Origin of the sequence: uncultured Maricaulis sp. (assembly GCF_963975345.1) — a bacterium.
In the GTDB taxonomy this organism is placed as follows: Bacteria; Pseudomonadota; Alphaproteobacteria; order Caulobacterales; family Maricaulaceae; genus Maricaulis.
The window spans coordinates 1-26,063 of the sequence record NZ_CAXBGE010000002.1 but is presented as its reverse complement, the minus strand read 5'-3'; the positions used below and the strand labels follow the sequence as shown (position 1 = coordinate 26,063).

Genomic DNA, 26,063 nt, shown 5'->3' with positions numbered 1-26,063 from the left:
ACGCGGCCTCAGATTTCCCTGTCAGCCCATAATTCGACCAAGCGCCGTGCAATGGCGACCGAGGGCGGCAATTGTGCCTCGGCATGTTCGCCGGCAAGCATGGCGCGGACCTCGTCGCGGCTGAACCAGCGCGCATCCTCGAGCTCATTGCGATCAACCTTGATCTCGGCTGTTGTGACCGGCGCGACCAAGCCGATCATCAAGGATGAGGGAAAGGGCCAGGGTTGGGCCATCACATAGCGCGTGGCGGCAATATCGGCGATGATGCCGGCTTCTTCATGCAATTCGCGGGCACAGGCCTCTTCGATGGTTTCCGCTGGCTCGACAAATCCGGCCAGCGCCGACCAGATACCTGGCGGCCAGCTCGCCTGCCGGCCGAGCAGGCAATGCTCGCCGTCCACAGCCAGCATGATCACGACAGGATCAACGCGTGGGAAATGCTCGGCCTGGCAGTCGCCGCAAACCCGCTTCGCCCCGCCGGAAACAATCGCGGTCGCTGCGCCGCAATTGGCGCAGAAACCATTGCGCTCATGCCAGGCGAGCAGCGCCTTGGCATGGGCGAAGATTGCCGCTTCGCTTTGGCTCAGCGCCATCGCGGCCTGGCGCGCATCCATGAAAGCGAAGTCGGCCTCCACTGACGGTTCCTGCAATAATTCGGTCGCAAAGACCGGATCCCCACGCAATTCGCCGAGATAGACTTGCAACAGCGCAGGACCATAAAGCCGGGTGCAGTCATCGAGCTTCATCCAGCCCAGCGCGCCACCGTCAGCGATTCCCGGCAGGCCGCGAAACAGGACCATCGTCCAAGCATTCTCCCGTTCGGCCTGGGCCGCGAGCTTGTTCGCGTCGCGGCGCAGCAGCTCGCCGCGATCAAGCGGTGATCCGGCAAACACCAGCGGCGCGCGATTGATCAGGATGGAACGGTCACTCATGGCAAAATCCGGGTTGGGAGAGATTGACAGCAGGAGGAGGCTTACAAGGGTTCCATAGCGGCTTCAACGGGCTGCCCGGAAATAGAAGTCCCCAATCCGCCTATTGATTCCGGGCCGGCGTTAGCGCGTCGGGGCGGGCGCTCTGCTGATGGCGAAGGGCGTGTGGGGTGCGTCGGTGCTGCAGGCCCCATCGATGCGCGCTGTTTTCACCGGCCAGAGTGATGCCCCGACTTGCACCATCCCGCCCGGCTTGCGATATAGACAGCGGAAGATCGGCGGTGGACGAGCTCCTCGCCAACCCGGTCAGGTCCGGAAGGAAGCAGCCGTAACGAGTTTTGGCACGGGTCGCTGTCCGGTCTTCCACTCAGATCAGCGCAATCAGGCCCGGCGAAATCGGGTCCGGCGCCAGGAGTTTTTCAGTCAAGCGAGCCGATATGGACGATACGCCGCTGCCATCCGACGAGACAGGCGCAGCGGAGGCGCTGATGCCGGGGCTCGATCTGCCCACGGCTGGCCCTGTTCCCGGCTATCAGGTCCTGGCGCGCAAATACCGTCCCGACACCTTCAAAGATCTCATTGGCCAGGACGCGATGGTGCGCACGCTGACCAATGCCTTTGCCGCCGGCCGCATCGCTCATGCCTATATGCTCACCGGCGTGCGCGGGATCGGCAAGACGACGACCGCGCGTCTGATCGCGCGGGCGTTGAATTTCCGCAATGCCGAGATCAACCAGCCCTCCATGAAGCTCGATGTTCGCGGCGAGCATTGTGATGCCATCGCGCGCTCGGCCCATGTCGATGTGATGGAGATGGATGCCGCCTCGCGCACCGGGGTCGGCGATATCCGCGAAATCCTCGAGGGCGTCCGCTACGCCCCGGTTTCGGCGCGCTATAAAGTTTACATCATCGACGAAGTTCACATGCTCTCGAACCAGGCCTTCAACGCCCTGTTGAAGACGCTGGAGGAGCCGCCCGAGCACGCCAAATTCATTTTCGCCACCACCGAGATCCGTAAAGTCCCCGTGACGGTGCTGTCGCGCTGCCAGCGTTTTGATCTCAAGCGGATTGATCGCGAAGTTCTGACCAATCATCTCGAGCGGATTTGCGGCCTCGAATCGGCCGCCATTGATCGCGATGGCCTGTCGCTGATTTCCCGCGCCGCCGAAGGCTCGGTCCGCGATGGCCTGTCGCTGCTCGACCAAGCGATTGTCCAGGGCGCCGAGGCCGATGGTCCGGTGACCGCGATCCAGATCCGCGACATGCTCGGTCTGGCCGACCGCGCCCGTGTGCTCGACCTGCTCGAACACGCGCTGGCTGCCCGCACCAAGGAAGCGCTGGCCGAGCTGTCCTCGCTTTATGATGCCGGCGGTGATCCGGTCGTGGTGACGCGCGATCTGCTCGATTATGTCCACGCCGCCTCTCGGGTGAAAGCGGTCGGCTCCGGCGCCGATCTCGGTGAGGCTGCCGATACGGTACAGCGTCTGGCCGTGATTGCCGAAAGTCAAAGCCTGGCCCAGCTGACACGACTGTGGAAACTCCTGCTCACCGGTCTGGAAGATGTGCGCACTGCGCCCGACCCGCTGGCGGCCGCCGAGATGACGCTGTTGCGCATGGTTGCGGCGTCGATGTTGCCACCGCCGGAAGACGCGGCCCGCCTGCTCGCCAGCCAACCGCCAGCGGCGGCTGACAGGGAGGCGCCGGGAAAGCCTGAGCCGGCCGCTGCGCCGGCCGAGCCAGCCAGCCCGGCCGAGGCCGGTACCGCGCCGGAACCCGCCGAGACAGCAGCGATCCAGCAGGGCCCCGGCTCGTTCGAAGACCTGATCGCGATGTTGCAGGAGCGCCGCGACATCATCCTGCAACTCGACGTCGAACGTTGTGTCCGCCCGGTTTCGTTCAAGCCCGGTGCGATGACCTATCAGCCGGCCGAGGATGCCCCCTCCGATCTGGCGCAGCGTCTGTCCAAACGCTTGCAGGAATGGACCGAGACGCGCTGGATGATCCTCGCCGACGCCAATGCCAAGGGCGCCGAGACCTGGTCAGAACGCCGTCAGCGCGGCAAGCAGGAAAGAATGGCCGATATCCGCAGCGATCCCGCCGTCGAGGAGGCGATGCGCCTCTTCCCTGGCGCCGAAATTGTCCGCGTTATCGAGGCTGCCCAAACCGAACCAGACGATGAGACCAAGCAAGCGGAGAATCGCGCATGACTGACCTGATGGGATTGATGAAGCAGGCCCAGGCCATGCAGCAGAAAATGACCGAAGCGCAGGAAAGACTCGGTGCCAGCCAGGTCGTCGGTGAAGCCGGTGCCGGTCTGGTGACGCTGACCCTGAGCGGCAAGGGCGAAATGCGCGCTTTGTCGATCGACCCGTCTCTGCTCAACCCGGCCGAGGGCGAAGTCGTTGAAGATCTGGTGATGGCGGCGCACAACGACGCCAAGCGCAAGATGGAAGCGATGCAGCAGGAAGTTATGAAGGACGTAACAGGTGGTTTGCAGTTACCGCCCGGTATGTCACCGCCTATCTAACGCGACCGGAGTAGACCTGATGCGCACCGCCTCCGCCGGCCCAGAAATCGAACGCCTGATGGCCCTGCTCGCCAAGCTGCCAGGCCTCGGCCCACGCTCCTCTCGCCGCGCCGCCCTGCACCTGCTTGGCAAGCGTGACAGCCTGATGCGTCCGCTCGCCGAAGCCTTGGCCGACGCCGCCGACAAGATCGGCGCCTGCGGCGAATGCGGCAATCTCGATGTGACCAATCCCTGTGCCGTCTGCGCCTCGCCCGGCCGGCAGCCCGCCGCGCTGTGCGTCGTTGAGACCGTCGGCGATCTGTGGGCGCTCGAACGGGCTGGCGCCTTTAAAGGTCGCTATCACGTGCTCGGCGGCGTGTTATCGGCGCTCGACGGTGTGCGGCCCGACGATCTCAATATCACCAAGCTGATCGAACGCGCCGCGCGCGAGGAAATCGTCGAGATCGTGCTGGCGCTCAACGCCACAGTTGATGGTCAGACCACGGCGCATTATCTCGCCGACAAGTTGCAGCCAACCGGTGTTTCGGTCACATCCTTGGCCCGCGGTGTGCCGGTTGGTGGCGAACTCGATTATCTCGATGACGGCACGTTGGCGGCGGCTTTTCGCAGCCGCGCGGCGGTATAATCAAGCCTGTTCAGAAAACCAAATCGCTCTATGGTCGATGCCGCAAGCTGGAGGAGGTCGATGGGGCATGCAGGACGATTCTGAGCGAAGCCTGCATGATGCCGGTCGTCTGACGCGCAAGGCCATCACGCTTTTCTTTTGTATCGGCCTGTTCATGGTGAGCTTGGTGCTCGCCGCCATGACGGCGATCAAGCTCCAGGAATTCCATTTCGGCGGTCTGTCCGTGCTGGTGCCTGCAGGCACCATCGCCTTCGGGCTGACTTATCTGGCCACCGACGCGATCAGCGAGGTCTGGGGCCGCAGTTACGCGCTTTGTGTGGTGCTGGTCGGACTCGTGATGCGGGTGTTGATGATCGTCCTGGTGCTTTACGCGGTTCACGCCGAGGACGTGTTCAGCTTCATCACCGTCGCCGATAATTGGACCCCCGAGCGCCAATCCGCCTTCGCTTCAGTCATGTCGAGCAGCAACCGGCTCAATATTGCCGGCATGGTTGCTTTCGGTATCAGCGCCAGCGCGGACGTTCTGATTTATCACTATTTCCAGCAACGCGACGCTGGCAAGAATCGGCTCTGGTTCCGTAATAATATCTCGACCATGGTGTCGCAAATGCTCAACAGTGTGATCTTCATCTGTGTCGGATTTCTCGGCACGGTGCCTTTGGCGGCGATCGGCAGCCTGATTCTCGGCCAGATAATTGTCAAAATTCTGGTCGCAGCCTTCGATACGCCAGCAATTTATCTGATCCGGAATTATGCTGAGGGCCGGCGCCTTCTGGATTGGCGCGGTTAGAGCGAGAAAGCCCGGGCGAAGCTGGCCAGACGTGGCGTGAGCTTCGCTTCGAAGGCGCAGGCCTGCGACCAGCGCCGGCGCAGCCGGACCGGAATTTCGGCGAATTTTTCGGGCATTACGCGCGCCGCAGACTCGGCCATTTCCCAGCTTCGAATGCCCAAGGATGCCAAACCCGGCCGCAAGGTGCGACCCTGGGCCAGTGGCACGTCGTAACTGCGATAGTATTTTTTATAGTGCCCGCCGCCCGCACCTAGATCGACCCGCCTGACGCCGCGCTGACAGGCCTCGCGAAACAGCCCGTGCATCAGCAGCAGTCCGGGAGAATACTTGGACAGTTCCGGGTCATAGGCGGGGAACCAGGAATGATAGACATCGTCGGCCACGAGCCCAAACTCGACCGCGGCGAGCCGGTCACCAAACCAGAGCGCAGCCGTTAGTCCGCCAAATTCGCCGCCCTCGCTCTGGCGCAGGTCGGCCAGCACGGCCTGGACCCAGTCGATCCCGAACACATCGAGCTTGGCGGTCTTGCGGTATTGTTCCTGCTTCCAGCGGCACAGACGGTCAAACATTTGTCCGTCGGGGTCGCCCAGCTCCACACGAACCGGTCCGAAATCGCGCTCGGCATTGCGCTGCAACCGCGCCGTCTTGCGGAAGTGCGAGGAAAACTCTGCGGTGCGAGCGGCGAAAAATGCGTCGGCGCCATCGGCGAGGTCCACGATGGTTGAACCGTCTAAACTACGCGTGTCACCGGCCTGGCCCGTGTGGGCTCCGCACCAATTGTCGAAGACGAGGGCGGAGCCGCGCGCGGCGGCCAGCGCCGCGACCGGATCGAGCACCTGGCCCGGTGCTGCGATAATGCCCTGATAATCACTCATCGGTGCGCCGACCGGGCGGACGACGCCCTCGCGTGCCAGATGATGCGGGAAGAAGCCGATGACCTCGCCATGCTCTTCGAACAACGCGACGCGCACATCCTTGCGGGCGCGGGCGACGGATTGGGTGAATTCAAAGCGCAAATACGGACTGATCAGACGCCCGGATGGCGCTGCCCAGCTGTTCCAATTGAGGATCATCTGGTCTGTAATGTCCTCGATCGGGACGATCCGTACGGTCATTTCGCTTCCCCGGCTTCGCTTGAGGTGGGAGACGCAAGTTGCGGGCCGAAAAGATCGCGCCTAATTGCAGGCGACAGCTTTTGTCCGGGCCGGCATGTTAGGCTCGGCTCGACCAATCAGATTCGGACCCATGCCATGGATATCGCCAATCTTCTTCTGCTCGCCGGGCTCGCGCTTGCGATCGTGCTCCTGGTGCTGCTGCTGGTGCGTAAGCCGGCATCCGCTGCTGCCGGCGAGTCGGCGCAAATCAACGAGTTGAAACAGGAACGCGACGCCCTGCGTGGCATGACCGAACGCCAAACGGCCGAACTGCTGCAGGCACGCGAGGCCATCGCGCGCACCGAGACGGTGGTGGAGGAGCGCGACCGGCTGCGGACCAAGACCGAGGCGCTGGAGGCGAAAAGGAGCAAGCTGGCCGCCGATTTTGCCAGCCTGAAGGCCGAGTATGATACAACGATCCGGCACCATGATGAAAAGCTCATCGCGCTTGAACAGGCACACGAGAAGGCACGCGTACGTCTGAACGAAACGTTCAAACTCACCGCAGACGAAATCATCAAAACCAGTGGTGCCGAGCTGAACAAGAAGGGCGCCGCAGGGATCGAGGTTTTGCTCAAGCCCTTGCGTGACCAGTTGGTCGATTTTCGCACCAAGGTGGAGACGGATGCCAAGGAACGCTCCAATCACGCCGGTGAAATCAAGGCGTTGATGGATATCGTCCGCAAGGACGCGACCCAGATGTCCCAGGACGCGAAGAATCTGACCAATGCGCTCACCTCGTCCTCGAAGGTTCAGGGCGATTGGGGCGAGCTGCTGCTGTCGAGCATTCTCGAGCAGGCGGGGCTTCGCAAGGGGCAGGAATTTTTCGTTCAACAGAGCGAAACCCTGTCGGACGGTACCCGGCTGCGTCCGGACGTGGTTGTCGAGCTGCCGGGCAAGCAAAAGCTCGTCATCGACTCCAAGGTCTCGCTCAAGGCCTTCAATCGGTTCAGTGCGGAAGACGCCACCGAGGAAGTTCGTGGCGCGGCGTTGAAAGCCCACCTCGTCTCATTCAGGGCGCACGTGAAAGAGTTGAGCGGGAAGGATTATGGCGATCTCTACCAGGGGGTCGATTTCACGATCATGTTTGTCCCGCTGGAGGGCGCGACGACCCTGGCGCTGAACAATGATCCGACATTGCCGCTCGATGCAGCGGCGCGCAATGTGATGATTGCGACCCCAACGACTCTGATGATGGCGATGCGGACCGTTCAAAACCTCTGGGCCATCGACAAACAGAATCGATACGCGCTGGAAATCGCCGATCGTGCTGGCAGGCTGTACGACAAATTCCATGGTTTCGTCACCGATCTCGATTCGATCGGCGTCAATCTCGGCAGGGCCGACACAGCCTGGCGGGCCGCCAAGAACAAGCTGACCGAAGGTGCTGGAAATATCGTCGGCCAGACCGAGAAGCTCAAATCGCTCGGTGCCAAGGCGCGCAAATCCTTGCCGGAGGAATATCTCGATGCAGTAGATATCGACGACGTGTCGTTCGACGAAGCGCCGCGAGCCCTGGCTGCCCCGGTGGCGGACGACGAAGCGTCGGATTCTTGATTCGCTAACCCGCTCGCCCTATCTAGGGAGCATGGCTATCAGAGAAATCCTCGTTGTTCCCGATCCGCGCCTGAAACTGGTGTCCAAACCCGTTGCCAAGGTGGACGACAAGTTGCGCGATCTGATGGATGACATGCTGCAGAGCATGTATGCCGCCGATGGGATCGGTCTGGCCGCGATCCAGGTTGGCGTGCCCAAGCGCGTCATCGTGATGGATCTGGCCAAATCGGGCGAGGCGCCCGATCCGCGCTATTTCGTCAATCCGGTCCTGTCCGACCCGTCCGACAATCTGGAGCCCTATGAAGAGGGCTGCCTGTCAGTGCCGACCGTGTTTGACGAGGTCGAGCGCCCCGACCGGATCAAGATCAAATATCTCGATTATGACGGCCAGCCCCGCGAAGAGATCGCCGAGGGCATGTTTGCCGTCTGTATCCAGCACGAGATGGACCATCTGGAAGGCGTCCTCTTCATCGACTACCTCTCGCGCCTGAAACGCCAGCGGGCGGTGCAAAGGGTCAAAAAACTGGAAAAAGACAAGTCCCGCGAAGACGCGGCCTGAGGACTTTCAGCCTACGCATTGTCTGCTTGATATGCGGCGTCGAACGGTGAAGTCTGGTCCTCCGCTGCAGGACTGAGAGCGGTTATTTCCTTACCAGAAACCGCCCATGCACAAATCCGCCGCGCATCCCTTGCCCAAAATGCCCGCAAGCGTGTGGGTTCTCGGCTTTGTCAGCCTGTTGATGGATGTCTCTTCGGAGATGGTGCATTCGCTGCTGCCGATCTTCATGGTCACGACACTGGGTGCGAGCGTGTTTGTGGTCGGGCTGATCGAAGGGCTGGCGGAATCGACGGCGCTGATCGTCAAAATCTTTTCTGGCGCGCTGAGCGATTATCTCGGCAAGCGCAAGGGACTGGCCGTGATCGGCTATTCGCTTGGCGCGCTGAGCAAGCCGCTGTTTGCGCTCGCACCCACAACCGGGCTGGTCTTCACCGCGCGCATGCTCGACCGCGTCGGCAAGGGCATTCGCGGCGCGCCGCGTGATGCGCTGATCGCCGATGTCACACCGGTCGGGATGCGCGGCGCCGCCTTCGGTCTGCGGCAGGCGCTCGACACGGTCGGCGCCTTTGTCGGGCCTTTGTTGGCGGTGGGATTGATGCTGTTGTGGGCGAATGATTTTCGCGCCGTCTTCTGGGTTGCGGTGATACCCGGCGGCTTGGCCGTCGCCTTGTTGCTGGTTGGGGTAAGCGAACCGAAGACCAAAAATGAAGCGCCGCGCACCAACCCGATCCGGCGCGAAAATCTTGTGCGGCTGAGCGCGGCCTATTGGTGGGTGGTGGGGATTGGTGCCGTCTTCACTCTGGCGCGGTTCAGCGAAGCCTTTCTGGTGCTGCGAGCACAGGCGGGCGGCGTGCCGGTGGCACTTGTGCCCCTGGTGATGGTGGCGATGAATGTCGTCTATGCGCTCACGGCCTACCCGTTTGGCAGGCTGTCCGACCGGATGAGCCGCTCAACCCTGCTGGCGCTCGGCCTGGTCGTGTTGATCGCCGCCGACCTCGTGCTCGGCATCAATGATTCCTGGGGCGTGGTACTGGCCGGTGTCGCGCTGTGGGGCGTGCATATGGGCATGACCCAAGGCTTGTTGGCGACGCTGGTCGCCGACGCGGCGCCGGCAGATCTGCGCGGCACCGCGTTTGGCTTCTTCAACCTGGTCAGCGGCCTCGCCATGCTGGTGGCGAGCGGCTTGGCTGGCTTGATCTGGGACCGGCTCGGCCCGTCATGGACCTTCCACGCCGGCGCCGTCTTCTGCCTCATCGCCCTGGCGGGTTTGGGTTGGCGCGCGGTGTGGTTGCGGCGGGCAGCCTAGAACCGACCCGCCTGAAAATCCGTCACCGCCTGTTGCAGCTCGGCCTGGGTGTTCATCACGAAGGGACCATAGCGCGCGACCGGTTCACCCAGCGGCTGGCCGGCCACGAGCAGGAAGCCCGCGCCCTTGGGCCCCGCCTTCAACTCCACGGCATCGCCATTGGTCAGCACGGCCAGGTCTGGATCCTTGACGGTCTCGCTGCCGGCGGAAACCTCGCCCATATAGACCGAGATGAAAACGGTATGCCCGGCCGGCACGGCCTCGGTGAATACGGCACCTGGCTCAAGCGAGACGTCGAGCAGAAGCGGCTTGGTCGCGATCTGTTCGACCGGACCGGTGGTGCCGCTGGCGCTGCTGCCGGCCAGTATGCGGACCGGGCCGCTGGCGCGATCCTCGACGGGGATCTGGTCGGCATCGAATTCCTGGTAGCGCGGCGTCGTCATCTTCTGCTTGGCGGGCAAATTGACCCAGAGCTGGAAGCCCCACATGCGGCCATCTTCCTGCTCGGGCATTTCGGAATGGACGATGCCGCGCCCGGCCGTCATCCACTGGATGCCACCGGGTCCGATCACGCCCTTATGGCCCTTGTTGTCGCCATGGCGCATGCGGCCATCGAGCATGATGGTGACAGTCTCGAAACCGCGATGCGGATGGCTCGGAAAGCCGGCGATATAGTCGTCGCGATTATCAGACCGGAACTGGTCGAGCATCAGGAAGGGGTCGAGGTAATCCAGCCCCTGATGACCGAGCATGCGGGTCAGCTTGACGCCGGCACCGTCGGAAGTGGGCACGCCGCGCGAGATCTGGCTGATGCGGCGGGCTTTGGTCTTGGTCGTAGCGGTCATGATGCGCTCCTGCGGGCTGGCTTGAGCTTTAAAATAGGCCCTTGCCGGCGGGAAAACAGCTATCCGGGCGAAAAGCATTGTTTCCGCTGCGGACAGGATCGCTTGTCGCTTGACCAGCACGGACGGGCGCGGGATCGTTGTGAAATGATTTCAAGGGGATTGTCGTGATGAAACTGATCCATGCCAGCGCCGCGCTCGGTCTGATAAGCCTCGCCGCCTGTAGTGCGCCATTATCGCCGCGCGGCGGCGAGCACATGTTCGCCGAGCTGTCGCAGTATTGCGGCCAGGCCTTTGAGGGCCAGGTCACCAGCGATGATCCGCGCGATGCCGACTGGGCGGCCGAGACGCTCACCATCCATTTCCGAGATTGCAGCAACGCCCAACTTCGCATCCCGCTTCATGTCGGCGACGATCGCTCGCGCACTTGGCTGATCACCCGTGAGACGGATGGCCTGCGCCTGCAGCACGATCATCGACATGAAGACGGCAGCGAGGATGCCGTGACCATGTATGGCGGTTCCACCATCACGCCGCCGGTCGATGGCCGCGCCGAATTCCCGGCCGACCAGTTCTCGAAGGACCTGTTCGAGCGCGAAGGCCTTGAGGTTTCAGTGACCAATGTCTGGACGGTCGCGCTGACCGATACGGCGCTGACCTATGCCCTCGATCGCCCGGAACGTCATTTCGAAGTCAGCTTCGATCTGACCCATCCGGTCGATGTCCCACCGGCGCCCTGGGGTGGCTAGCTGCCGTCAGCCTCGCATTGCCCGTCCCGCACCACGCTGACGCCAGCCGCTGCCGCCGTGCAGGCATTGCCATAGGTCTGGCCATCACAACCGCACACGGGGCGGTAGTCGCGGGTGCAGGCTTGTGGCATGGGCGTGCAGATGCCGGACTGGTCCGCCGCGCCGCATTGAGCTGTCTGCTCGTAGCGGCAATAGGCACCGCTATCGGCGCAACCAATGCCCATCATCCCGCCGCACATACCGCCAATCTCCGCCGATTGACGCGGATCGCTTGACGAAGCGTCTGGCGCTGATACTGCACAGGCGCCGAGCGCCAAGAGTCCGAAAACGAGGGCGATGAGCATGCCGGGTGATCGTGTCATGGTGTCGCTCCTGCTTGGCGGTCAACCTATATCAAAGTTAAGACAGCGGGAAGAATTCGATTGATTTTGATGGGAACCTGCCGCGCATGACGCTCCGCCTCGCCTTTATGGGCACGCCCGACTTCGCCGTTCGCTCGCTGGCCGAGATCGCCGCAGCGGGCCACGAGATCGTGCGCGTTTATACCCAGCCGCCGCGCAAGCGCGGGCGCGGCCAGTCGGAACAGAAAACGCCGGTGCATCAGCTCGCCGAAGTGCTGGGAATCCCGGTTTCAACCCCTGGCAGCTTTAAGGATGATGCGGTGCTCGACGAGTTCGAGTCGCTCGATCTCGATGCCGCCATCGTCGTCGCCTTCGGGCAAATCCTGCCACAGCGCGCCCTCGATGCGCCGCGCCTGGGTTGCCTCAATCTGCACGGATCCTTGCTGCCACGCTGGCGCGGCGCGGCCCCGATCCAGCGGGCGGTCATGGCCGGTGACCAAGTCACCGGTGTGCAGATCCAGCAAATGGAAGCCGGCCTCGATACCGGCCCGATCCTGCTCTCCGAGACGGTGGCGATCAGCGAAACCGACACCGCTGCCAGCCTGCATGACAAGCTGATGGATGCTGGCGCCCTGATGTGGTCTCGGGCACTGGCGGCGCTGGAGCGCGGCTCATTGCAAGCGTCGGCGCAATCGGAAGTGGGCGTCACTTACGCCAGGAAAATCACACCGGAAGAAGCGCGCATCGATTGGTCGCGGCCGGCCAGCGAACTCTCACCGCATATCCGCGGCCTCTCGCCTTTCCCCGGTGCCTGGTTCGAACTGGCGACCGAGAAGGGGCCGGTTCGGGTCAAGGTCTTGCTGGCCGCCAGTGAGTCTGGCGAGGGCGTGCCGGGCACGGCGCTTGATGATGAGTTGCTGATCGCTTGCGGCACCGGTGCCCTGCGCCTGATGCGGCTGCAGCGCGAGGGCAAGGGCGCGATGAAGGCGCAGGACTTTCTGCGGGGCACCTCGGTGCCGGCCGGAACGGTGCTGCGCTGATGCCGCGCTACAAGCTCACGCTGGAATATGACGGCACGCCGTTCTACGGCTGGCAATGGCAGGATCACGGGCCCTCCGTGCAGGGCTCGCTGCAACGCGCGGCCGAAGCGCTCAACGGCGCGCCGGTGATCGTGCAAGGCGCCGGGCGCACCGATAGCGGTGTGCATGCGCTGGGGCAGGTGGCGCATCTCGATCTGGACAAGGATTTGCGCTGTGACCGGGTGCGCGATGCCCTCAATCACCATCTCCGCCCCGACCCGATTGCCGTGCTCGATGCCGAGAAAGTCACCGAGGAATTCCATGCGCGCTTCTCCGCCACCAAGCGGCATTATCTCTATCGCCTGATCGACCGTCGCTCGCCGCTGACCCTCGACAAGGGCCAGATCTGGCGCGTGCCGCAGCAGCTCGACAGCGACGCCATGCATGCCGCCGCCCAGACCCTGGTCGGCAGCCATGATTTTTCGACCTTCCGCGATGCGCAATGCCAAGCGGAAAGCCCGGTCAAGACCCTCGACGAGATCCGCGTTTCGCGCATTGGCGAAGAAGTTCAAGTGACCTGTTCGGCGCGCTCCTTCCTCCACCGCCAAGTGCGATCCTTCGTCGGCTCGTTGGTCGAGGTCGGGGTTGGCAAATGGTCGGTGCGTGATTTCAAGGCCGCGCTTGATGCCGCAGATCGCAAGCGCTGCGGCCCGGTCGCCCCGTCGGACGGGTTGTATCTGGTAGCGGTTGATTATCCGGACTGATCGCTCGCGCTATCCGGCGGGGATGGCTGGTGCCATCGCGAGCGAAATCAGGATCACCATGATCTTCGCCGCCAGGATCGGTACGGCACAGGCCGCCGCCGAGGTGATGGTTGGCGTGCCCAGTGCGATATAGGCGATGCGCCAATGCACCAGAATGCGCAGATAGCCATACAGGCCGGACATGATGCCGAGGATCTGGATATTGATCAGCCCGGCGAGGAAGAGCGTCCAGAAGCTGGCCTGCACCGCGAACAGCAGGATCGAGCTCCAATTGTGCAGTACCACCCAAGCTGCCCAGCGTCCGCGCGCACCGACAATGTGCGCCGCCAGCGAGGCCGCGAACGGAAACACCACCCAGGACAGTGAGTAGACGAGCAGGTCTTCGAGCCCATAGCTGCGCTCGCCGGCTGAGCCGTGCCAGGCGCTGAGCAGGATCAGCGCGACCAGTGGTAGTGCGAAAATGGCGGCGGAAAAGGAGTGCCAGAGTCCGCCCATCGAGGTGTCGAAACTGGATTCCCAACCATCCTTGAACGTGACGATGCGCCAGACGCCTTGCAGCGCCAGCCAGGCTTCGGCGACCAGACGCATCATGCCGGCGTGTCCGTGAAATAGGCCGTCAGGATGCGGGTATAGATCCGCGTCAGCGTCTCGATATCGGCGACGGGCACGCATTCATCGATCTTGTGCATGCTGGCGCCGACCAGGCCAAATTCGGCAACCGGTCCGTAGTGGTGAATGAAGCGGGCATCGCTGGTGCCGCCGCCGGTGGTGAGCGCGGCGCGGCGGCCCGTCTCCGCCTCGATCGCGTCTTGCAACAGCGTTGTGAATTCGCCGGCCGGGGTCAGGAAAGCCTCACCGGTGACGTGGATATCGCACACCACTTCGCCATCGAAGGTCAGCGCCACCAGGGCCGCCTCATCCTCAATCCAGCGGGTCAACTCGTCGCCGGTATGGGCGATATTGAAGCGGATATTGAAGCGCGCCTCGGCATGGCCCGGGATCACATTGGTGGTTGGATTGCCGACATCGATGCTGGTGAGCTCCAGATTCGAAGGCTGGAAATTTTCCGCGCCGTCATCGAGCAGGCGCGCCGTGAGGCGGCCGAGCAGGGTGAGCAGGACAGGGATCGGGTTCTCGGCACGCTCCGGATAGGCGACATGGCCCTGGCGGCCGGTGATGGAAATCTGGCAATTGAGACTGCCGCGCCGGCCCGACTTGATCGTCTCGCCCATCGCGGTCGGATTGGTCGGCTCTCCGACCAGACAATGATCAAAGCTCTCGCCCTCGTCAGCGAGCTGCGCCAGAGCAGCCTTGGTGCCGTTGATCGCCATGCCCTCTTCATCGCCGGTGATCAGAAAGGCGATCGAGCCGTCCGGTTCGCCGTCTTCGCTCAGCAAGCGCTGGACGGAAGCGATCATCGCCGCGATGGCGCCCTTCATGTCGGCCGCGCCGCGCCCCCACAATACACCGTCGATCGCTTCGGCCGCGAAAGGCGGGTGGCTCCATTTGGCGTCATTGCCCGAGGGCACGACATCGGTATGGCCGGCGAACATGAAACAGGGCGAGGCCGTGCCGCGACGAGCATAGAGATTGTCGATCTCGCCGAAGGGCAGACGCCGGCAGGCAAAGCCGAGGCTTTCCAGTGCCTGTTGCACCACATCCAGCGCCCCGGCATCGGCCGGCGTCACCGAGCGGCAGCGGATCAGGCGTTGGGCGAGCGCGAGCGGATTGGAAAGATCGTGTTGTGTGTTCATAATCGAAACATAGCCGGTTCGCCCGGCCGCGCCAGAACGAGGATGCAGCCATGAGCACGTTCGCCGTCAGCGATGTCGATGAAAGTTCGAAATGCGGCTATCCCACACCCATCAACGAGCCATGCAAAAGACGCCATGTCCGCCGCCTCGGTGAGGCTGCCGGCCTGTCCCAGTTCGGCGTCAACCAGGTGCGGCTTGAGCCCGGAGCCTGGTCGTCACAGCGCCACTGGCACAGCCACGAGGATGAATTCGTTCAGGTTCTCGTCGGCGAGGTCACGCTGGTGATGGATGGCGGCGAAACTGTGCTGCGCCCAGGCGATTGCGCCGGCTTCCGCGCCGGTGTCGAGGATGGCCATCATCTGGTCAACCGATCCGCCAGCGACTGCGTCTTCATCGCCATCGGTACGCGCATCGACGAGGATGCCTGCAACTATCCCGATATCGATATGAAGGCCCTGCCGGAACGCTATGACCGGCCCGGCACGGGCACATTCGTCCACAAGGATGGCACGCCGTATTGATTCCATTTGGGTTTCTTTGAGCGAGCGGGTTGCGTTCGGCGCCATGCCCCCTAGGGTGACGCCGTCGCACCCTGCGGTAACTCTCCGAGAAAACCCAAGGTGTGGATCATCCTCATGAAAAACTTCGCCATTGTGATCGCTGCGATCGCCGCATTGTTCGGCTCAGCCGCCGATGCGCAAAAGGACGTGACAGCCACCGCGGCCGTCACACCACGCGTCAGTCAGCCGGGCGAGGAACTCCTCTTCATCGTGCGTGGTATCGAGTACAATTGTCTCGCGCGGCACCCGGATGGCGGGGTCTTCCGTGAGCCGTGTGTGAATGGCGCCACAAATCAGCACTGGGGAATTTTGAGCGACCCCGGCGGTTATCGTCTGGTCCATCGCAATGGCGGATGCCTGAACCCCGGTGAACCCATGACCAGCCGCTATCTCGGGGCGGCCTACCTGGAAGCTTGCGCCCTGTCGCCCACTCAGGGCATTAACCCGCGCCACCTGCTTGAGTCTCAGGACTACGTGCTGGTCATCCTCGATGGCGGGCGGCGCACTGTTATGCGTAGTGGGGAGCAACCGCGCGACGAGAGGATCATTGAGCGGTACTTCGCGCTGCGCCGGACGTTCAACTGGAGCGGATATGATGAATTCCTCGTGGATGAACCCATCGGTGCGAACCCGGGCGAGGTGACGGGCTTCGGCGCCGGGAGGGTGCCCGTGCAGCATCCAACCCGAGCGTATTTTGATGCCAATCAGGAAGGCCCGTCGTCGGAGCCTGATCGCCGGATCCTCTGGCAGATCATTGAGTACGAAGAGCCCGGCTGAGGCGCACCTGACCTCGCCCCAGGGTGAGGGACATGTACCTCGTTGAGACCCTAATGCCCGCGACCGTGCGTCTCGCGATAGCGTTCCATCGAGATCGAGATCTTGAAGGTTTCGCGATATTTGGGCGATCCTACGGGGCGCGGCGGGTGCTGGGCGGTGAGGGCGAGGATGCGTTCCAGCGTGTCATGGGCAGCGCCGCTCTGGCCGGCGCCGATATAGGCGTGCAGCTCGACCAGCGCGTCTGACAGGGGGTCGCCGCCGCGGATGATGAAATAGGGCTCATTGGCGTCGAGCCGTTTGAGGACATCGAATTCCGACGGGTTATTGGCGGAGCCGTAGGGCGCGGCCGGATTGGCAGCATCCGGATTGGCTTTGGTTTTCACGTCGCTCACGGCAATATCCTTCATGTTTCCTGATCTGACGCGCATTGCATCAGATTCGGGCGCCCCGTGACAGGGCTGGATCAGCGCACTGGGCGGATTTCTGGCTGTTTCGCCAGGAAACGACTAGAACCCGCCCATGACCGAACAAACCCCCAAACATATCGCCATCATTGGTGGCGGCCCCGCCGGCCTGATCGCTGCGGAACGCCTCAGCGCGCGCGGCCATGGCGTCACCGTCTATGAACGCATGCCGACCCTGGGGCGCAAATTCCTGATGGCCGGACGCGGTGGGCTCAACCTGACCCATAGCGATGACCGGGAGGCATTCGGCGCGCGCTATCGCGAGGCCGCGGACTGGATGTCGTCCTGGCTGGAGGTTTTCACGCCGGCCGATCTGTGTGCCTGGGCTGAGAGCTTGGGGCAGGAGACGTTCGTTGGCTCGAGCGGCCGCGTCTTTCCCAAGACGATGAAGGCGTCGCCGCTACTGCGCGCCTGGATTGCCCGGCTGGAAGAGCAAGGCGTTGAGTTTCGGTTGCGTCATCAATGGACGGGCTGGGGCGAGAGCGGTGAGTTGCTGTTCCACACGCCCGATGGCGATCTGGTTGTCGACAAGCCTGACGCGGTGCTGCTGGCGCTGGGCGGGGCGAGCTGGCCTAAACTGGGTTCCGATGCCGGCTGGGTTGAAGCCCTGCGCGGCCGCGATGTCGAGATCGATGATTTCGCCGCGGCCAATTGCGGTGTCGAGATCGCCTGGAGCGAGATCATGAAATCACGCTTTGCCGGCAAGCCGTTGAAAACAATCTCAATCAGCCTCAATGGCGAGACCGTGCGCGGCGAGGCGATGATCTCGAATTATGGGCTGGAAGGCGGCGCGGTCTATGCGCTCTCGACCCCGATCCGCAAGGCCTTGGCGACCGGCTATCCGGTGACGGCGACGATCGACTTGCGGCCCAATCACAAGATCGCTGAAGTCATCGCCCGCCTCAGCGACGCAAAAAAGGGTCAGTCACTGGCCAATACGCTTCGCAAGGCCGGCCTGTCGCCCGAAGCGATCAGCCTGCTCCGCGAGAGCGGCGAATTGCCAATCGCGCCAGCCGATCTGGCACGGCGGATCAAGGCGACGCCGGTGACCATCACTGGTCAAACCGGGCTGGAAAGGGCGATTTCCTCATCCGGCGGCATTGCCCGCGAGGGCCTCGATATCGGCCTGATGCTGAAAGCCCTGCCGGGCGTTTTCGTTGCTGGCGAAATGATCGATTGGGAAGCGCCAACGGGCGGCTATTTGCTGCAGGGCTGTTTCTCGACCGGCATTGCCGCGGCGCGCGGGATCGAGGTCTGGATGGGCCTGAAATCGGCGGTGGAGGCACCGCACTCAGACGATCCAGTGGCAGATGAAACTAGCGAAGTAACTCATTAATCGAGGTTTTTGAGCGTGTCTGGGCATCGACGCGTTTGACGATCACGGCGCAGGCCAGTGATGGTCCGCCCTTGGGGTCGGGCAATGTGCCTGGAACAACAACCGAATAGGCCGGGATTTCGCCGCGGGTGATTTCGCCGGTGGCGCGGTCGACGATCTTGGTCGACTGGCCGAGGAAAACCCCCATCGAGATCACGGCGCCGGTGCGTACGATGACGCCCTCGGCAACTTCCGAACGGGCGCCGATGAAGACGTCATCCTCGATGATCACGGGGCCGGCCTGTAAGGGTTCCAAAACGCCGCCAATGCCGACGCCGCCCGAGATATGCACCCGCTTGCCTATCTGGGCGCAGGAGCCAATTGTCGACCAGGTATCGACCATTGTGCCTTCATCGACATAGGCGCCGAGATTGACATAGGAGGGCATCAACACGACGCCTGGCGCGATATAGGCCCCGCGGCGAACGGCGCAGGGCGGTACGGCGCGAAAGCCGGCGGCCTTGAATTCGGTCTCGCCCCATCCTTCAAATTTCGACGGAACCTTGTCCCACCAACCGGCCCCGGCGACGCCGCCATTGATCAAACCCATTGGATTTAATCGGAAACCCAGCAGCACCGCTTTCTTGAGCCATTGATTGACTGTCCAGTCACCATTACCCAACCGTTCGGCTACTCTTGCCTTGCCGCTATCCAACTGCCCGATGGCTGCTTCGACGGCCTCGCGCACTTCGCCAGATGTTTCGGTGGAAATGCTGTCGCGATTGTCCCAAGCGGTTTCGATCAGGCTCTGGATCCGGTTAGTCATGGATGGTCTCCGCTGTCGTCGATGTCCGCATCTCGCCCAAAAACTCCGTCAGGCTGTCGGCGGCGAAATTCACATGGTCGGGTGTGTCACCCGGTGCGATGTGGTCTTCAGTGCGCAGGCCTTCCTTCGCGCGGATCAGGACGGTTGTGAAGCCCATTTCGTGCGCGGTTTTCAGATTGCGGACCGAATCCTCGAACAGGACCGATTTCGGGACCGGCAGGTCAAAATGGGCGGCAAAGCGGTCGAAACCGGCGCGGTGGGGCTTGGGCGTGAAGCCGGCCGCCTCGACGTCGAAAATATCGTCGAACAGGTGATCAATGCCCAGATGCGCCAGAACGTTCTGCGCATGTTTGAGCGAGCCATTGGTGTAAACGAGGCGCTTGCCGGGCAGGGCGGCCAGATGGCGGATGAGTTCCGGATTGGCGGGAATGACGTTGTGATCGATATCGTGCACGAAATCCAGATATTCGTGGATATCGATGCTGTGATTGGCCATCAGCCCGTTGAGTGTGGTGCCGTAATTGCGCCAGTAGGACTTCTGTACGATCTGGGCTTCACCGAGCGGCAAGTCGAGCAGGCGGGCGACATAGTCGGTCATCCGGGCACTGACCTGGGCCATCACCGGCGCATCAGAGGGGTAGAGCGTGTCGTCGAGATCGAACACCCAATGATCGATATGGCTCAGATCCGGGCGGTCATCGATCACGTCGTGGGCCCGCAAAATCGGATTCCTCAATGGTGACCCGCACGCCGCCATCGGCCGGGTCGGGGATGCGCCGGAAATTCGCCGTCGCATAGCCGCGATCAGCGCAGCCGGTGCGTTCCTCGGCGAGGAAGCGGGCGGGAGCGATACAGAAGGCGTCCTGGCCGCCATTCAGCGCCAGGCGCGTGCCGGCATTGATCCGTTCGGCGTAATAATAACTGCTCGCCGTCTCAAGCCGCGCCGCCAGTAGGCGGGCGCACTCGCCAGCATGCAGACGCCACCAGCCGCGTGATTGCCAGATCTCGCCGACGCGGTAACCGATCGCGGCGGCGATGTCGCCATCGGACTGGTTGCACACGGTTAGCCCGCTCTGGGCATTGCGAGTCATCGCACGGCTTTCGAGCGCATCGATCAGGGCGCCATTGGCCGGCCGGCTGGTCAGCCCGGCATCGGTCATGAAGCGCGCGACCGCGCGGTCGGTGCCGCGACCGTCATAGCCATCGACAGCAGCGACCGGATAGCCCGCCGATTGCAGCAGGCGCTGAATCCCGGCGATCTCGGCATGCTGGTTGTAATTGTCCGGCCCAACCAGAACGGTGCGATCACGCTGATCGCCTTCACGGGTGATGAAATCGCGGCTCGCCAGGCCGAGCGATTCGCAGCGCGTATTGGCGACGACGTCGAAATCAGCCTCGTCAACACAGAGCGCGGTTGAGCCGCGCCATTCGCGCACGCCGCCGAGATAGGCATCGCTGGTCTTGGCGTAGAAATAGAGCGGCTGGTCGTCTGCGAGATCGACGCGTCGCGCCACTTCTTTGCACTCGCCGGGCCGCACCCGCATCCAGCCCTGGATCGCAACCCCGCCCTCAACGGGCCAGCCCGTTGCGGCATGGACGATATAGCTGGTCTGGTTGCACAAATCATAGGCGCGCGCCGGGGCATTGGCGAACAGGACAAGGCCCAACAGGATCGACAGACGCATGAACATGGCGGAACGCTTCCTGGTTTTATGCTCTCGGTAGCAATGATGCGATTTCGGCGCGCAGATCGTCCAGCCCCTGATGCTTGCTGCTGGAGGTCGCCACCACGCGCGGAAAGGCGGCCGGGCGCTTGCGGATGGCGGTCAACGTCTCTTCGATCGTCCGCTCGACCTGGGGCGGTTTGATCTTGTCGCATTTGGTTAGCACAAGCTGATAGCTGACGGCGGCCTCATCGAACACGTCCATGATCGCATTGTCGACGGGCTTGAGCCCGTGGCGGCTGTCGATCAACAGGTAGACGCGCTTGAGATTGACGCGGCCGCGCAGGAAGGCGCGCGTCAGCCGGGTCCATTTCTCGACCACATCCTTGGGCGCTTTGGCAAAACCATAACCGGGCAGATCGACCAGACGCAGGCTGCTGCCTTCGAGATTGAAGAAATTGAGCTCGCGCGTCCGGCCCGGCTCGCCCGAGGCGCGGGCCAGTCCGACCTGATTGGTCAGCCCGTTGATCAATGAGGACTTGCCGACATTGGAACGGCCGGCGAAGGCGACCTCGGTGCGGTCAGGCGGGGGCAGATGATCGAGATCCACCGCACCCATCAAAAAGGTGCAGGTGCGCCCGAACAGGCGCCGACCTGTTGGCAGATCGAGATCGTCGGTCGCGGTCAGCTCCGGCCTCCCATGATCTTTTCCTTGAGGTGGGCGATCAGCTTGTCGAGTTGGGTCTCATTCCCGTGGCGACGCATGATGATGTATTGCTGGGTCACCGAGAGCGCGTTGTTCCAAGCCCAATAGATCACCAGGCCGGATGCGAACTGGGCCAGCATGATGGTGAAAACGAAGGGCAGGAAGGCGAAGATTTTTGCCTGGGTCGCATCGGCGGGCGGCGGATTGAGCGCCTGTTGCGCGGCCATGGTGAAGCCCATCAGGATCGGCCAGACGCCGATTGCCAGAACACCGCCCAACAGTCCGCCGACCAGCGGCAGAGCCGAAGGGTCGAAGGGCAGAAGGCCGAACAGATTCCACATCGTCGTCGGGTCAGGCGCTGCCAGATCATGGATCCAGCCGAAGAAGGGCGCATGCCGCATCTCGATGGCGTTGAACAGGGTCTGGTAGAGCGCGAAGAAGATCGGAATCTGCGGCAGGATCGGCAGACAGCCGGCCAGCGGATTGATCTTCTCCTTCTTGTAGAGCTCCATCATCGCCTGTTGCTGTTTTTGTTGGTCGGCCGCGTAGCGTTCCTTGATCTCGGCGACTTTCGGCTGCACCGTTTTCATCTTCGCCATCGAGGCAAAAGCGCGGTTGGCGAGCGGGAACATCACGATCTTGACCATCAGCGTCAGGGCGAGAATGGCGAGGCCGACATTGCCCGTCAGCTGTTCGAGATGGTGCAGCAGCCAGACGAAGGGACGGGTTAAAAACCAGAGCCAGCCCCAATTGATCGCCATGTCGAATTTCTGGATGCCATCATCATTCTGCACCGCCTGAAGCACGTCGAGTTCCTTGGCGCCGGCGAAGATGTGCGAGGTCGAGCTCAACGACCCGCCGGCTGGCAGGACCTGGGCGGTTTCGACATAGCTCGACTCGAAGGCCATGATGCCGGCGCGTTCGATAGTGCGGAAGCGGGCGGTGAAATTGCGGCTCTGATCAGGGATGGCGGCGGCCATCCAGTAACGCATGGTGATGCCGGCCCAGCCGCCAACGCCGCTGGCTTCGTCTTCTTCGCCATCTTCAAGCTTGGAAAATTTACGCTCGATCAAACGTCCGTCGACCACCGCCAGTGCGCCTTCGAACACCGACATATTGCGGGTCAGATCAGTCGGCATGCCTTCATCGCGCACGAGGCCGTAGCGCTGCAGTTCAACATCATTGCCCGTTGTGTTGGTGACGACATCGGAGACGGTGAAGAGATAATTGTCGTCGACGCTGATCGTACGCTCGAAATGCAGGCCTGACGGGCTGTCATAGCCGATCACGACCGGGCTGTTAGCTGTCAGAACACTGCCTGAGAGCAGGGTCCAGGCAGTGGTGCCGCCGGGCAGATCGGCGAAGCCGGGCGTTGGCGACTGCCAACCATCGCGGACGTAAAAGACATTGTCGCCGCCGATCGGATTGAGCAGGGAAATCAGCTCGGTGCCGCCAACATCAACCGTGTGGCGGCGCAGTCTCAAATCGTCAAACCGGGCACCGGTGAGGGAGAAGGAGCCCTCGACGCTCGGCGCGTCGATCGTGACGCGTTGCGAGGTCGCGAGCGCTTCGGGACGATCAAGTGCCGAGGTGGTGGGGTCCGCTGTCAGTGCGGCTGGAAGATTGGGGTCAGCTTCCTGGTCCAGCAGCGCGACCTGCGCCGCCTCGATGGCGCTGCGCTGGCGCTCCTGCGCCGGACCGGTAATAAAGGTCTGATAGCCGAGCATGATGACCAGCATCAGTCCCAGCGCGATAAACAGATTGCGTTGTTCTCCGCCCATAATCGTCAGGCCTCTCAGGCTCGTTGTTTCGCGTTGCCCGGGGCCTCGTCGGACGCGAGGCTCACCAATGCACTTTCAACATCTTGCAGCAAATACGGCCAGGCCCGGTCGGCGGTGGTCGCGCGCGCAATGAATACATAGTCAAAGCCAGGCCGTCCGTGGAGGGGCAGTAGCAGCCGCGCCGCTTCGCGCAGGCGCCGCTTGACCCGGCTGCGTACAACCGAATTGCCGACTTTTTTTGTTGCGGTAAAGCCTGCGCCCAAATGCAAAGCGCCGTCCCGCTGGCGTGCCTGAACGACAACACCAGAGCGGACGGCCTTTTTGCCTTGCGCGCAATACAGGAATTGACGCCGCTTTTTCAGCCGGTCGATGGCTGGCGGCGTGCTATCCATAATCGTTAAGCGGAAAGCCGCTTGCGACCCTTGGCCCGGCGGCGGGCCAGGATGATACGGCCAGATTTGGTGGCCATGCGTGCCCGGAAGCCGTGCCGGCGTGAGCGGACGAGCTGGGACGGTTGAAAAGTGCGTTTCACGGTCGCGCTCCATCGGCGATCAATTCAAGAGCGGCGCTAATACGCATATGTGGAGCAGGCGTCAAGCGCGCAGGCGGTTATTCACATGCAGACAGAGTGCCGAAATTGCAGTGGCAGTGTAAGAGGTGAGCATGCAAGAAGCCGCTGCGAAATCTGGATCGGCGAAGACCGGGCGCCTCCGTCTGCGTCTGGTGATCGGTGCTGTGCTTTTGGCATTGATGCTGGCAGCGCTGGCTTTGGGCGCCTCGCCGCAGGGCTTGCCAGAGCTGGTGCAGGCGAGCCATGCGCGCTGGGCAGGATGGGTCAGCAGCCATCTCCTGCTAGCGGCTGCCGGCTATGCGCTGTTCTACATGCTCGCTGTCACCATCTCTCTGCCGGGCGCACTGTGGTTCACCATTGGTGCCGGTTTTCTGCTCGGCAGTACGGCGGCGATTCCCGCTTCACTGTTCGGCATTACTTTTGGCGCGGCCAACGCTTGGCTGATCATGCGCTATCTGGCAGGGCCAGATTTGCGGCAACGCTTCGCGGATCGCATCGCGCGTTTTGCCTCCGGCTTTCGCCGCGATGAATTCACCTATGTCGTGCTGCTGCGCGTGCTGCCGCTACCCTTCTTTCTCGTCAATCTGGCGGCGGCCCTGCTCGGGCATCGATTCCTGGCCTATTTTGCCGGAACCCTGCTGGGCTCGCTGCCCTCGGTCGTCCTGTATGCCAATCTCGGCGCCGGACTGGGCGAGCTGGTCGAGGCAGGGGTGCAGCCGGGTCTGTCGGATCTGACCCGGCCCTCGTTTTTGATCGCGATTGCCATGGTCGTTCTGATGGTCGGCGTCGCTGTCCTGCATCGCGTCTGGACCCGGCGCCAGGCAAGAGACCGCTTGCCGCAAACCAGGCGCTAGGATATGGCGCGGTTCAATCATGGTTGAGACACCCACATGCTCCGGTGCCCCGCGCGGTACCCTGACCCGGTTCGGCGAGGCGATGGCTGTCCTTTGCCGCGGCTTGGTCGAGAGCCTGCCGGGGCAATTGCTGATGCTGACCGTCGGCCTGATCGCGATTGGCGTCGTGCTGGTCTATTTCCCGGCTTCGTCGGGATTTCGCGTCCAATGGATGATGGACCGGGCCGAGGCGGCCCACTTGGCGGCGCTGGCGGCCGATGTCGCCCCGGGCGGAGCGCTGGGCGAGGAAGAGGTCGGAGCGCTGCTGGCGGGCGCTGACGCTGTCGCGGTGTCGCGAGTGCGCAATGGTATGAACGAGCTGGTCCTCTATGCCGGTCCGATTGAAGGGCCGCTGACCGAGAGCGATTTGCGCACCACAGGCTGGATCGGCAATGTGCGCGACACATTGGACACGCTGATCGCGCCGCCCGGCCGCTTTCTGCGCATTCGTGCCACGCCGTTGGGTCTGCCGGGCGAGTTGATCGATGTCATCGTACCAGAAGCGCCGTTGAAAGCGGCGCTGGCGGCCTTCTCACGCCGCTATCTTGCCTATTCCGTGCTGGTCGCGGTGACGGTCGGTGCGATCATCTATCTGTCTCTGTTTTACCTGTTTGTGCGTCCGATGCGGCGGCTGGCGACGGCAATGATCCGTTTTCGCGACGCGCCGAATGATCCGGCACTGACGATCAGGCCCGGCGGCGCCCGCAATGAGATCGGCCAAGCGGAGACCGAACTCGCCCGGATGCAAACCGAAATCCGTCAGGCCCTGCATCAGCGCGAGCGGCTCGCCGCGCTGGGTGAGGCGGTCGCGACCATCAATCATGATCTGCGCAATGTGCTCGCCAGCGCCCAACTGGTCTCCGACCGGCTGGCGACCGACAGCGATGAGCGGGTGCGCGGTATGGGCCAGCGGCTGGTGCGCGCCGTCGCGCGCGGCGTGCGGCTGTGCGAGGCGACGCTCGAATTTGGCCGGGCCGAGGAAAGCCCGCCTGTGCGCCAGCACATCGCTCTTACCGAATTGCTCGAAGAGGCCGCCAGTGATGCGCTGTTGGTTGAAGGCGATATGGTGATCGGCTGGCACAATCAGGTCGGGCCGGAGCATATCCTGCATGCTGATCCGGATCATGGTCACCGCATTTTCCTCAACCTGTTCCGCAATGCGATCCAGGCGATGGCCGGCAGCGGGCGCGATGCGGTGCTCATGGTCAGTGTTAGCGGCGAGAATGACGGCGGCGCGGCCGGGTTTTGCCGGATCGAAGTGCGCGATAGCGGTCCCGGCGTGCCGTTACGCGTGCAGGACAAGCTGTTCCGCCCCTTTGCCGGATCGACCACGCGCGGCGGCACCGGCCTCGGCCTGTCGATTGCGCGCGATCTGGCGCGGGCGCACGGCGGCGATGTCGAACTGGCTTCGACCGGGCCGGACGGGACGGTGTTTGTGGTGCGGTTGCCGGTTTGATTTGGGTGGCTGCATTTTCGAACCGCAAAACCGGGTCCCACTTTTGCTGGAAATGCTCAGGTTTTAGTGGTCGCATTTCCGAACCGCAAAACCGGGTCCCACTTTTGCTGGAAATGCTCAGGTTTTAGTGGTCG

The 26,063-nt window shown here is 62.8% G+C and carries 29 protein-coding genes and 1 other RNA gene; 16 read left to right on the top strand and 14 right to left on the bottom strand.

The window, feature by feature from the left end; all coding sequences use genetic code 11:
* Positions 1-8: 8 nt before the first annotated feature.
* A complete protein-coding gene (gene nudC / locus AAC029_RS01810; RefSeq protein WP_339743331.1) occupies positions 9-932 on the bottom strand; it encodes an NAD(+) diphosphatase in 924 nt (307 codons plus the stop codon).
* A gap of 266 nt (positions 933-1,198) precedes the next feature.
* On the opposite strand from nudC, the gene ffs reads away from it, so the two are divergent.
* The 5 genes from ffs (at position 1,199) to AAC029_RS01785 (ending at position 4,871) form a co-directional block, all read left to right on the top strand.
* Positions 1,199-1,297: signal recognition particle sRNA small type (gene ffs / locus AAC029_RS01805), an RNA gene on the top strand.
* A gap of 69 nt (positions 1,298-1,366) precedes the next feature.
* Positions 1,367-3,136, top strand: coding sequence for a DNA polymerase III subunit gamma/tau (locus AAC029_RS01800; protein ID WP_339743329.1), 1,770 nt, complete (start codon positions 1,367-1,369; stop codon positions 3,134-3,136).
* Positions 3,133-3,456, top strand: a complete 324-nt coding sequence (locus AAC029_RS01795; RefSeq protein ID WP_339743327.1) for a YbaB/EbfC family nucleoid-associated protein — start codon at positions 3,133-3,135, stop codon at positions 3,454-3,456. Before AAC029_RS01800 ends, AAC029_RS01795 begins: the two co-directional genes overlap by 4 nt.
* 19 nt (positions 3,457-3,475) lie before the next feature.
* Positions 3,476-4,081, top strand: a complete 606-nt coding sequence (recR, locus tag AAC029_RS01790) for a recombination mediator RecR (protein ID WP_339743325.1) — start codon at positions 3,476-3,478, stop codon at positions 4,079-4,081.
* A gap of 67 nt (positions 4,082-4,148) precedes the next feature.
* The gene (locus AAC029_RS01785; RefSeq protein WP_339743323.1) at positions 4,149-4,871 is read left to right on the top strand and encodes a queuosine precursor transporter; all 723 of its coding nucleotides are present in this window, start codon (positions 4,149-4,151) and stop codon (positions 4,869-4,871) included.
* Here the strand turns inward: AAC029_RS01785 and AAC029_RS01780 are convergent.
* Positions 4,868-5,986: a GNAT family N-acetyltransferase gene (locus AAC029_RS01780; RefSeq protein ID WP_339743321.1), complete on the bottom strand. Its 1,119-nt coding sequence runs from the start codon at positions 5,984-5,986 to the stop codon at positions 4,868-4,870. The genes AAC029_RS01785 and AAC029_RS01780 overlap by 4 nt on opposite strands.
* Positions 5,987-6,121: 135 nt before the next feature.
* Between AAC029_RS01780 and rmuC the strand changes: the two genes are divergently transcribed.
* The 3 genes from rmuC (at position 6,122) to AAC029_RS01765 (ending at position 9,447) form a co-directional block, all read left to right on the top strand.
* The gene (rmuC, locus tag AAC029_RS01775; protein ID WP_339743319.1) at positions 6,122-7,582 is read left to right on the top strand and encodes a DNA recombination protein RmuC; all 1,461 of its coding nucleotides are present in this window, start codon (positions 6,122-6,124) and stop codon (positions 7,580-7,582) included.
* A gap of 31 nt (positions 7,583-7,613) precedes the next feature.
* The gene (gene def, locus AAC029_RS01770; protein ID WP_339743317.1) at positions 7,614-8,141 is read left to right on the top strand and encodes a peptide deformylase; all 528 of its coding nucleotides are present in this window, start codon (positions 7,614-7,616) and stop codon (positions 8,139-8,141) included.
* A 106-nt stretch (positions 8,142-8,247) separates the two neighbouring features.
* Positions 8,248-9,447, top strand: coding sequence for an MFS transporter (locus AAC029_RS01765; protein ID WP_339743315.1), 1,200 nt, complete (start codon positions 8,248-8,250; stop codon positions 9,445-9,447).
* On the opposite strand, the gene AAC029_RS01760 is transcribed toward AAC029_RS01765, so the two are convergent.
* Entirely contained in the window at positions 9,444-10,292 is an 849-nt protein-coding gene (locus AAC029_RS01760) for a pirin family protein (RefSeq protein WP_339743313.1), read from the bottom strand. The genes AAC029_RS01765 and AAC029_RS01760 overlap by 4 nt on opposite strands.
* A 167-nt stretch (positions 10,293-10,459) precedes the next feature.
* Here AAC029_RS01760 and AAC029_RS01755 point away from each other — a divergent pair, with 167 nt between their 5' ends.
* Entirely contained in the window at positions 10,460-11,038 is a 579-nt protein-coding gene (locus AAC029_RS01755; protein WP_339743896.1) for a hypothetical protein, read from the top strand.
* On the opposite strand, the gene AAC029_RS01750 is transcribed toward AAC029_RS01755, so the two are convergent.
* On the bottom strand, positions 11,035-11,400 hold the full coding sequence (locus tag AAC029_RS01750) for a Kazal-type serine protease inhibitor domain-containing protein (RefSeq protein ID WP_339743311.1): 366 nt from the start codon (positions 11,398-11,400) through the stop codon (positions 11,035-11,037). The genes AAC029_RS01755 and AAC029_RS01750 overlap by 4 nt on opposite strands.
* Positions 11,401-11,486: 86 nt before the next feature.
* Here AAC029_RS01750 and fmt point away from each other — a divergent pair, with 86 nt between their 5' ends.
* Together fmt and truA are read left to right on the top strand one after the other, a co-directional pair.
* Positions 11,487-12,419 (top strand): methionyl-tRNA formyltransferase, encoded by a 933-nt coding sequence (gene fmt / locus AAC029_RS01745; protein WP_339743309.1) that lies wholly within the window; start codon positions 11,487-11,489, stop codon positions 12,417-12,419.
* Complete coding sequence (gene truA / locus AAC029_RS01740) at positions 12,419-13,162, top strand: tRNA pseudouridine(38-40) synthase TruA (RefSeq protein ID WP_339743307.1); 744 nt, start codon at positions 12,419-12,421, stop codon at positions 13,160-13,162. The genes fmt and truA overlap by 1 nt, the downstream gene beginning before the upstream one ends.
* Before the next feature lie 9 nt (positions 13,163-13,171).
* Here the strand turns inward: truA and AAC029_RS01735 are convergent, their stop codons facing one another.
* Together AAC029_RS01735 and dapE are read right to left on the bottom strand one after the other, a co-directional pair.
* Positions 13,172-13,753 (bottom strand): hypothetical protein, encoded by a 582-nt coding sequence (locus AAC029_RS01735; protein ID WP_339743305.1) that lies wholly within the window; start codon positions 13,751-13,753, stop codon positions 13,172-13,174.
* Positions 13,750-14,916 carry a succinyl-diaminopimelate desuccinylase gene (gene dapE / locus AAC029_RS01730; RefSeq protein WP_339743303.1) on the bottom strand — a complete coding sequence of 389 codons (1,167 nt, stop codon included), beginning with the start codon at positions 14,914-14,916 and terminating at the stop codon, positions 13,750-13,752. Before dapE ends, AAC029_RS01735 begins: the two co-directional genes overlap by 4 nt.
* 50 nt (positions 14,917-14,966) lie before the next feature.
* Here dapE and AAC029_RS01725 point away from each other — a divergent pair, with 50 nt between their 5' ends.
* A complete protein-coding gene (locus AAC029_RS01725; protein WP_339743301.1) occupies positions 14,967-15,437 on the top strand; it encodes a cupin domain-containing protein in 471 nt (156 codons plus the stop codon).
* A 114-nt stretch (positions 15,438-15,551) separates the two neighbouring features.
* Positions 15,552-16,253, top strand: coding sequence for a hypothetical protein (locus AAC029_RS01720; protein WP_339743299.1), 702 nt, complete (start codon positions 15,552-15,554; stop codon positions 16,251-16,253).
* A 50-nt stretch (positions 16,254-16,303) separates the two neighbouring features.
* On the opposite strand, the gene AAC029_RS01715 is transcribed toward AAC029_RS01720, so the two are convergent.
* On the bottom strand, positions 16,304-16,645 hold the full coding sequence (locus AAC029_RS01715; protein ID WP_339743297.1) for an aspartate decarboxylase: 342 nt from the start codon (positions 16,643-16,645) through the stop codon (positions 16,304-16,306).
* Positions 16,646-16,772: 127 nt separating this feature from the next.
* On the opposite strand from AAC029_RS01715, the gene AAC029_RS01710 reads away from it, so the two are divergent.
* Positions 16,773-18,053 carry a TIGR03862 family flavoprotein gene (locus tag AAC029_RS01710; protein ID WP_339743295.1) on the top strand — a complete coding sequence of 427 codons (1,281 nt, stop codon included), beginning with the start codon at positions 16,773-16,775 and terminating at the stop codon, positions 18,051-18,053.
* Here AAC029_RS01710 and dapD read toward each other — a convergent pair.
* From dapD to rpmH, 7 genes are all read right to left on the bottom strand, one after another.
* Positions 18,034-18,858 (bottom strand): 2,3,4,5-tetrahydropyridine-2,6-dicarboxylate N-succinyltransferase, encoded by an 825-nt coding sequence (dapD, locus tag AAC029_RS01705; RefSeq protein ID WP_339743294.1) that lies wholly within the window; start codon positions 18,856-18,858, stop codon positions 18,034-18,036. The genes AAC029_RS01710 and dapD overlap by 20 nt on opposite strands.
* Positions 18,851-19,579, bottom strand: a complete 729-nt coding sequence (locus tag AAC029_RS01700; RefSeq protein WP_339743292.1) for a pyrimidine 5'-nucleotidase — start codon at positions 19,577-19,579, stop codon at positions 18,851-18,853. The genes dapD and AAC029_RS01700 overlap by 8 nt, the downstream gene beginning before the upstream one ends.
* Complete coding sequence (locus AAC029_RS01695) at positions 19,554-20,549, bottom strand: DUF1036 domain-containing protein (protein WP_339743290.1); 996 nt, start codon at positions 20,547-20,549, stop codon at positions 19,554-19,556. The genes AAC029_RS01700 and AAC029_RS01695 overlap by 26 nt, the downstream gene beginning before the upstream one ends.
* Before the next feature lie 19 nt (positions 20,550-20,568).
* On the bottom strand, positions 20,569-21,141 hold the full coding sequence (gene yihA / locus AAC029_RS01690) for a ribosome biogenesis GTP-binding protein YihA/YsxC (RefSeq protein ID WP_339743288.1): 573 nt from the start codon (positions 21,139-21,141) through the stop codon (positions 20,569-20,571).
* A 65-nt stretch (positions 21,142-21,206) separates the two neighbouring features.
* Positions 21,207-23,009 carry a membrane protein insertase YidC gene (gene yidC, locus AAC029_RS01685; protein ID WP_339743286.1) on the bottom strand — a complete coding sequence of 601 codons (1,803 nt, stop codon included), beginning with the start codon at positions 23,007-23,009 and terminating at the stop codon, positions 21,207-21,209.
* Between the two features lie 14 nt (positions 23,010-23,023).
* Positions 23,024-23,401 carry a ribonuclease P protein component gene (rnpA, locus tag AAC029_RS01680; protein WP_339743284.1) on the bottom strand — a complete coding sequence of 126 codons (378 nt, stop codon included), beginning with the start codon at positions 23,399-23,401 and terminating at the stop codon, positions 23,024-23,026.
* Positions 23,402-23,406: 5 nt separating this feature from the next.
* Positions 23,407-23,541, bottom strand: coding sequence for a 50S ribosomal protein L34 (gene rpmH / locus AAC029_RS01675; RefSeq protein WP_339743282.1), 135 nt, complete (start codon positions 23,539-23,541; stop codon positions 23,407-23,409).
* A 131-nt stretch (positions 23,542-23,672) separates the two neighbouring features.
* On the opposite strand from rpmH, the gene AAC029_RS01670 reads away from it, so the two are divergent.
* On the top strand, positions 23,673-24,434 hold the full coding sequence (locus tag AAC029_RS01670) for a VTT domain-containing protein (RefSeq protein WP_339743280.1): 762 nt from the start codon (positions 23,673-23,675) through the stop codon (positions 24,432-24,434).
* A gap of 19 nt (positions 24,435-24,453) precedes the next feature.
* Positions 24,454-25,929, top strand: a complete 1,476-nt coding sequence (locus AAC029_RS01665) for a HAMP domain-containing sensor histidine kinase (RefSeq protein ID WP_339743278.1) — start codon at positions 24,454-24,456, stop codon at positions 25,927-25,929.
* The last annotated feature ends 134 nt before the right edge of the window (positions 25,930-26,063 follow it).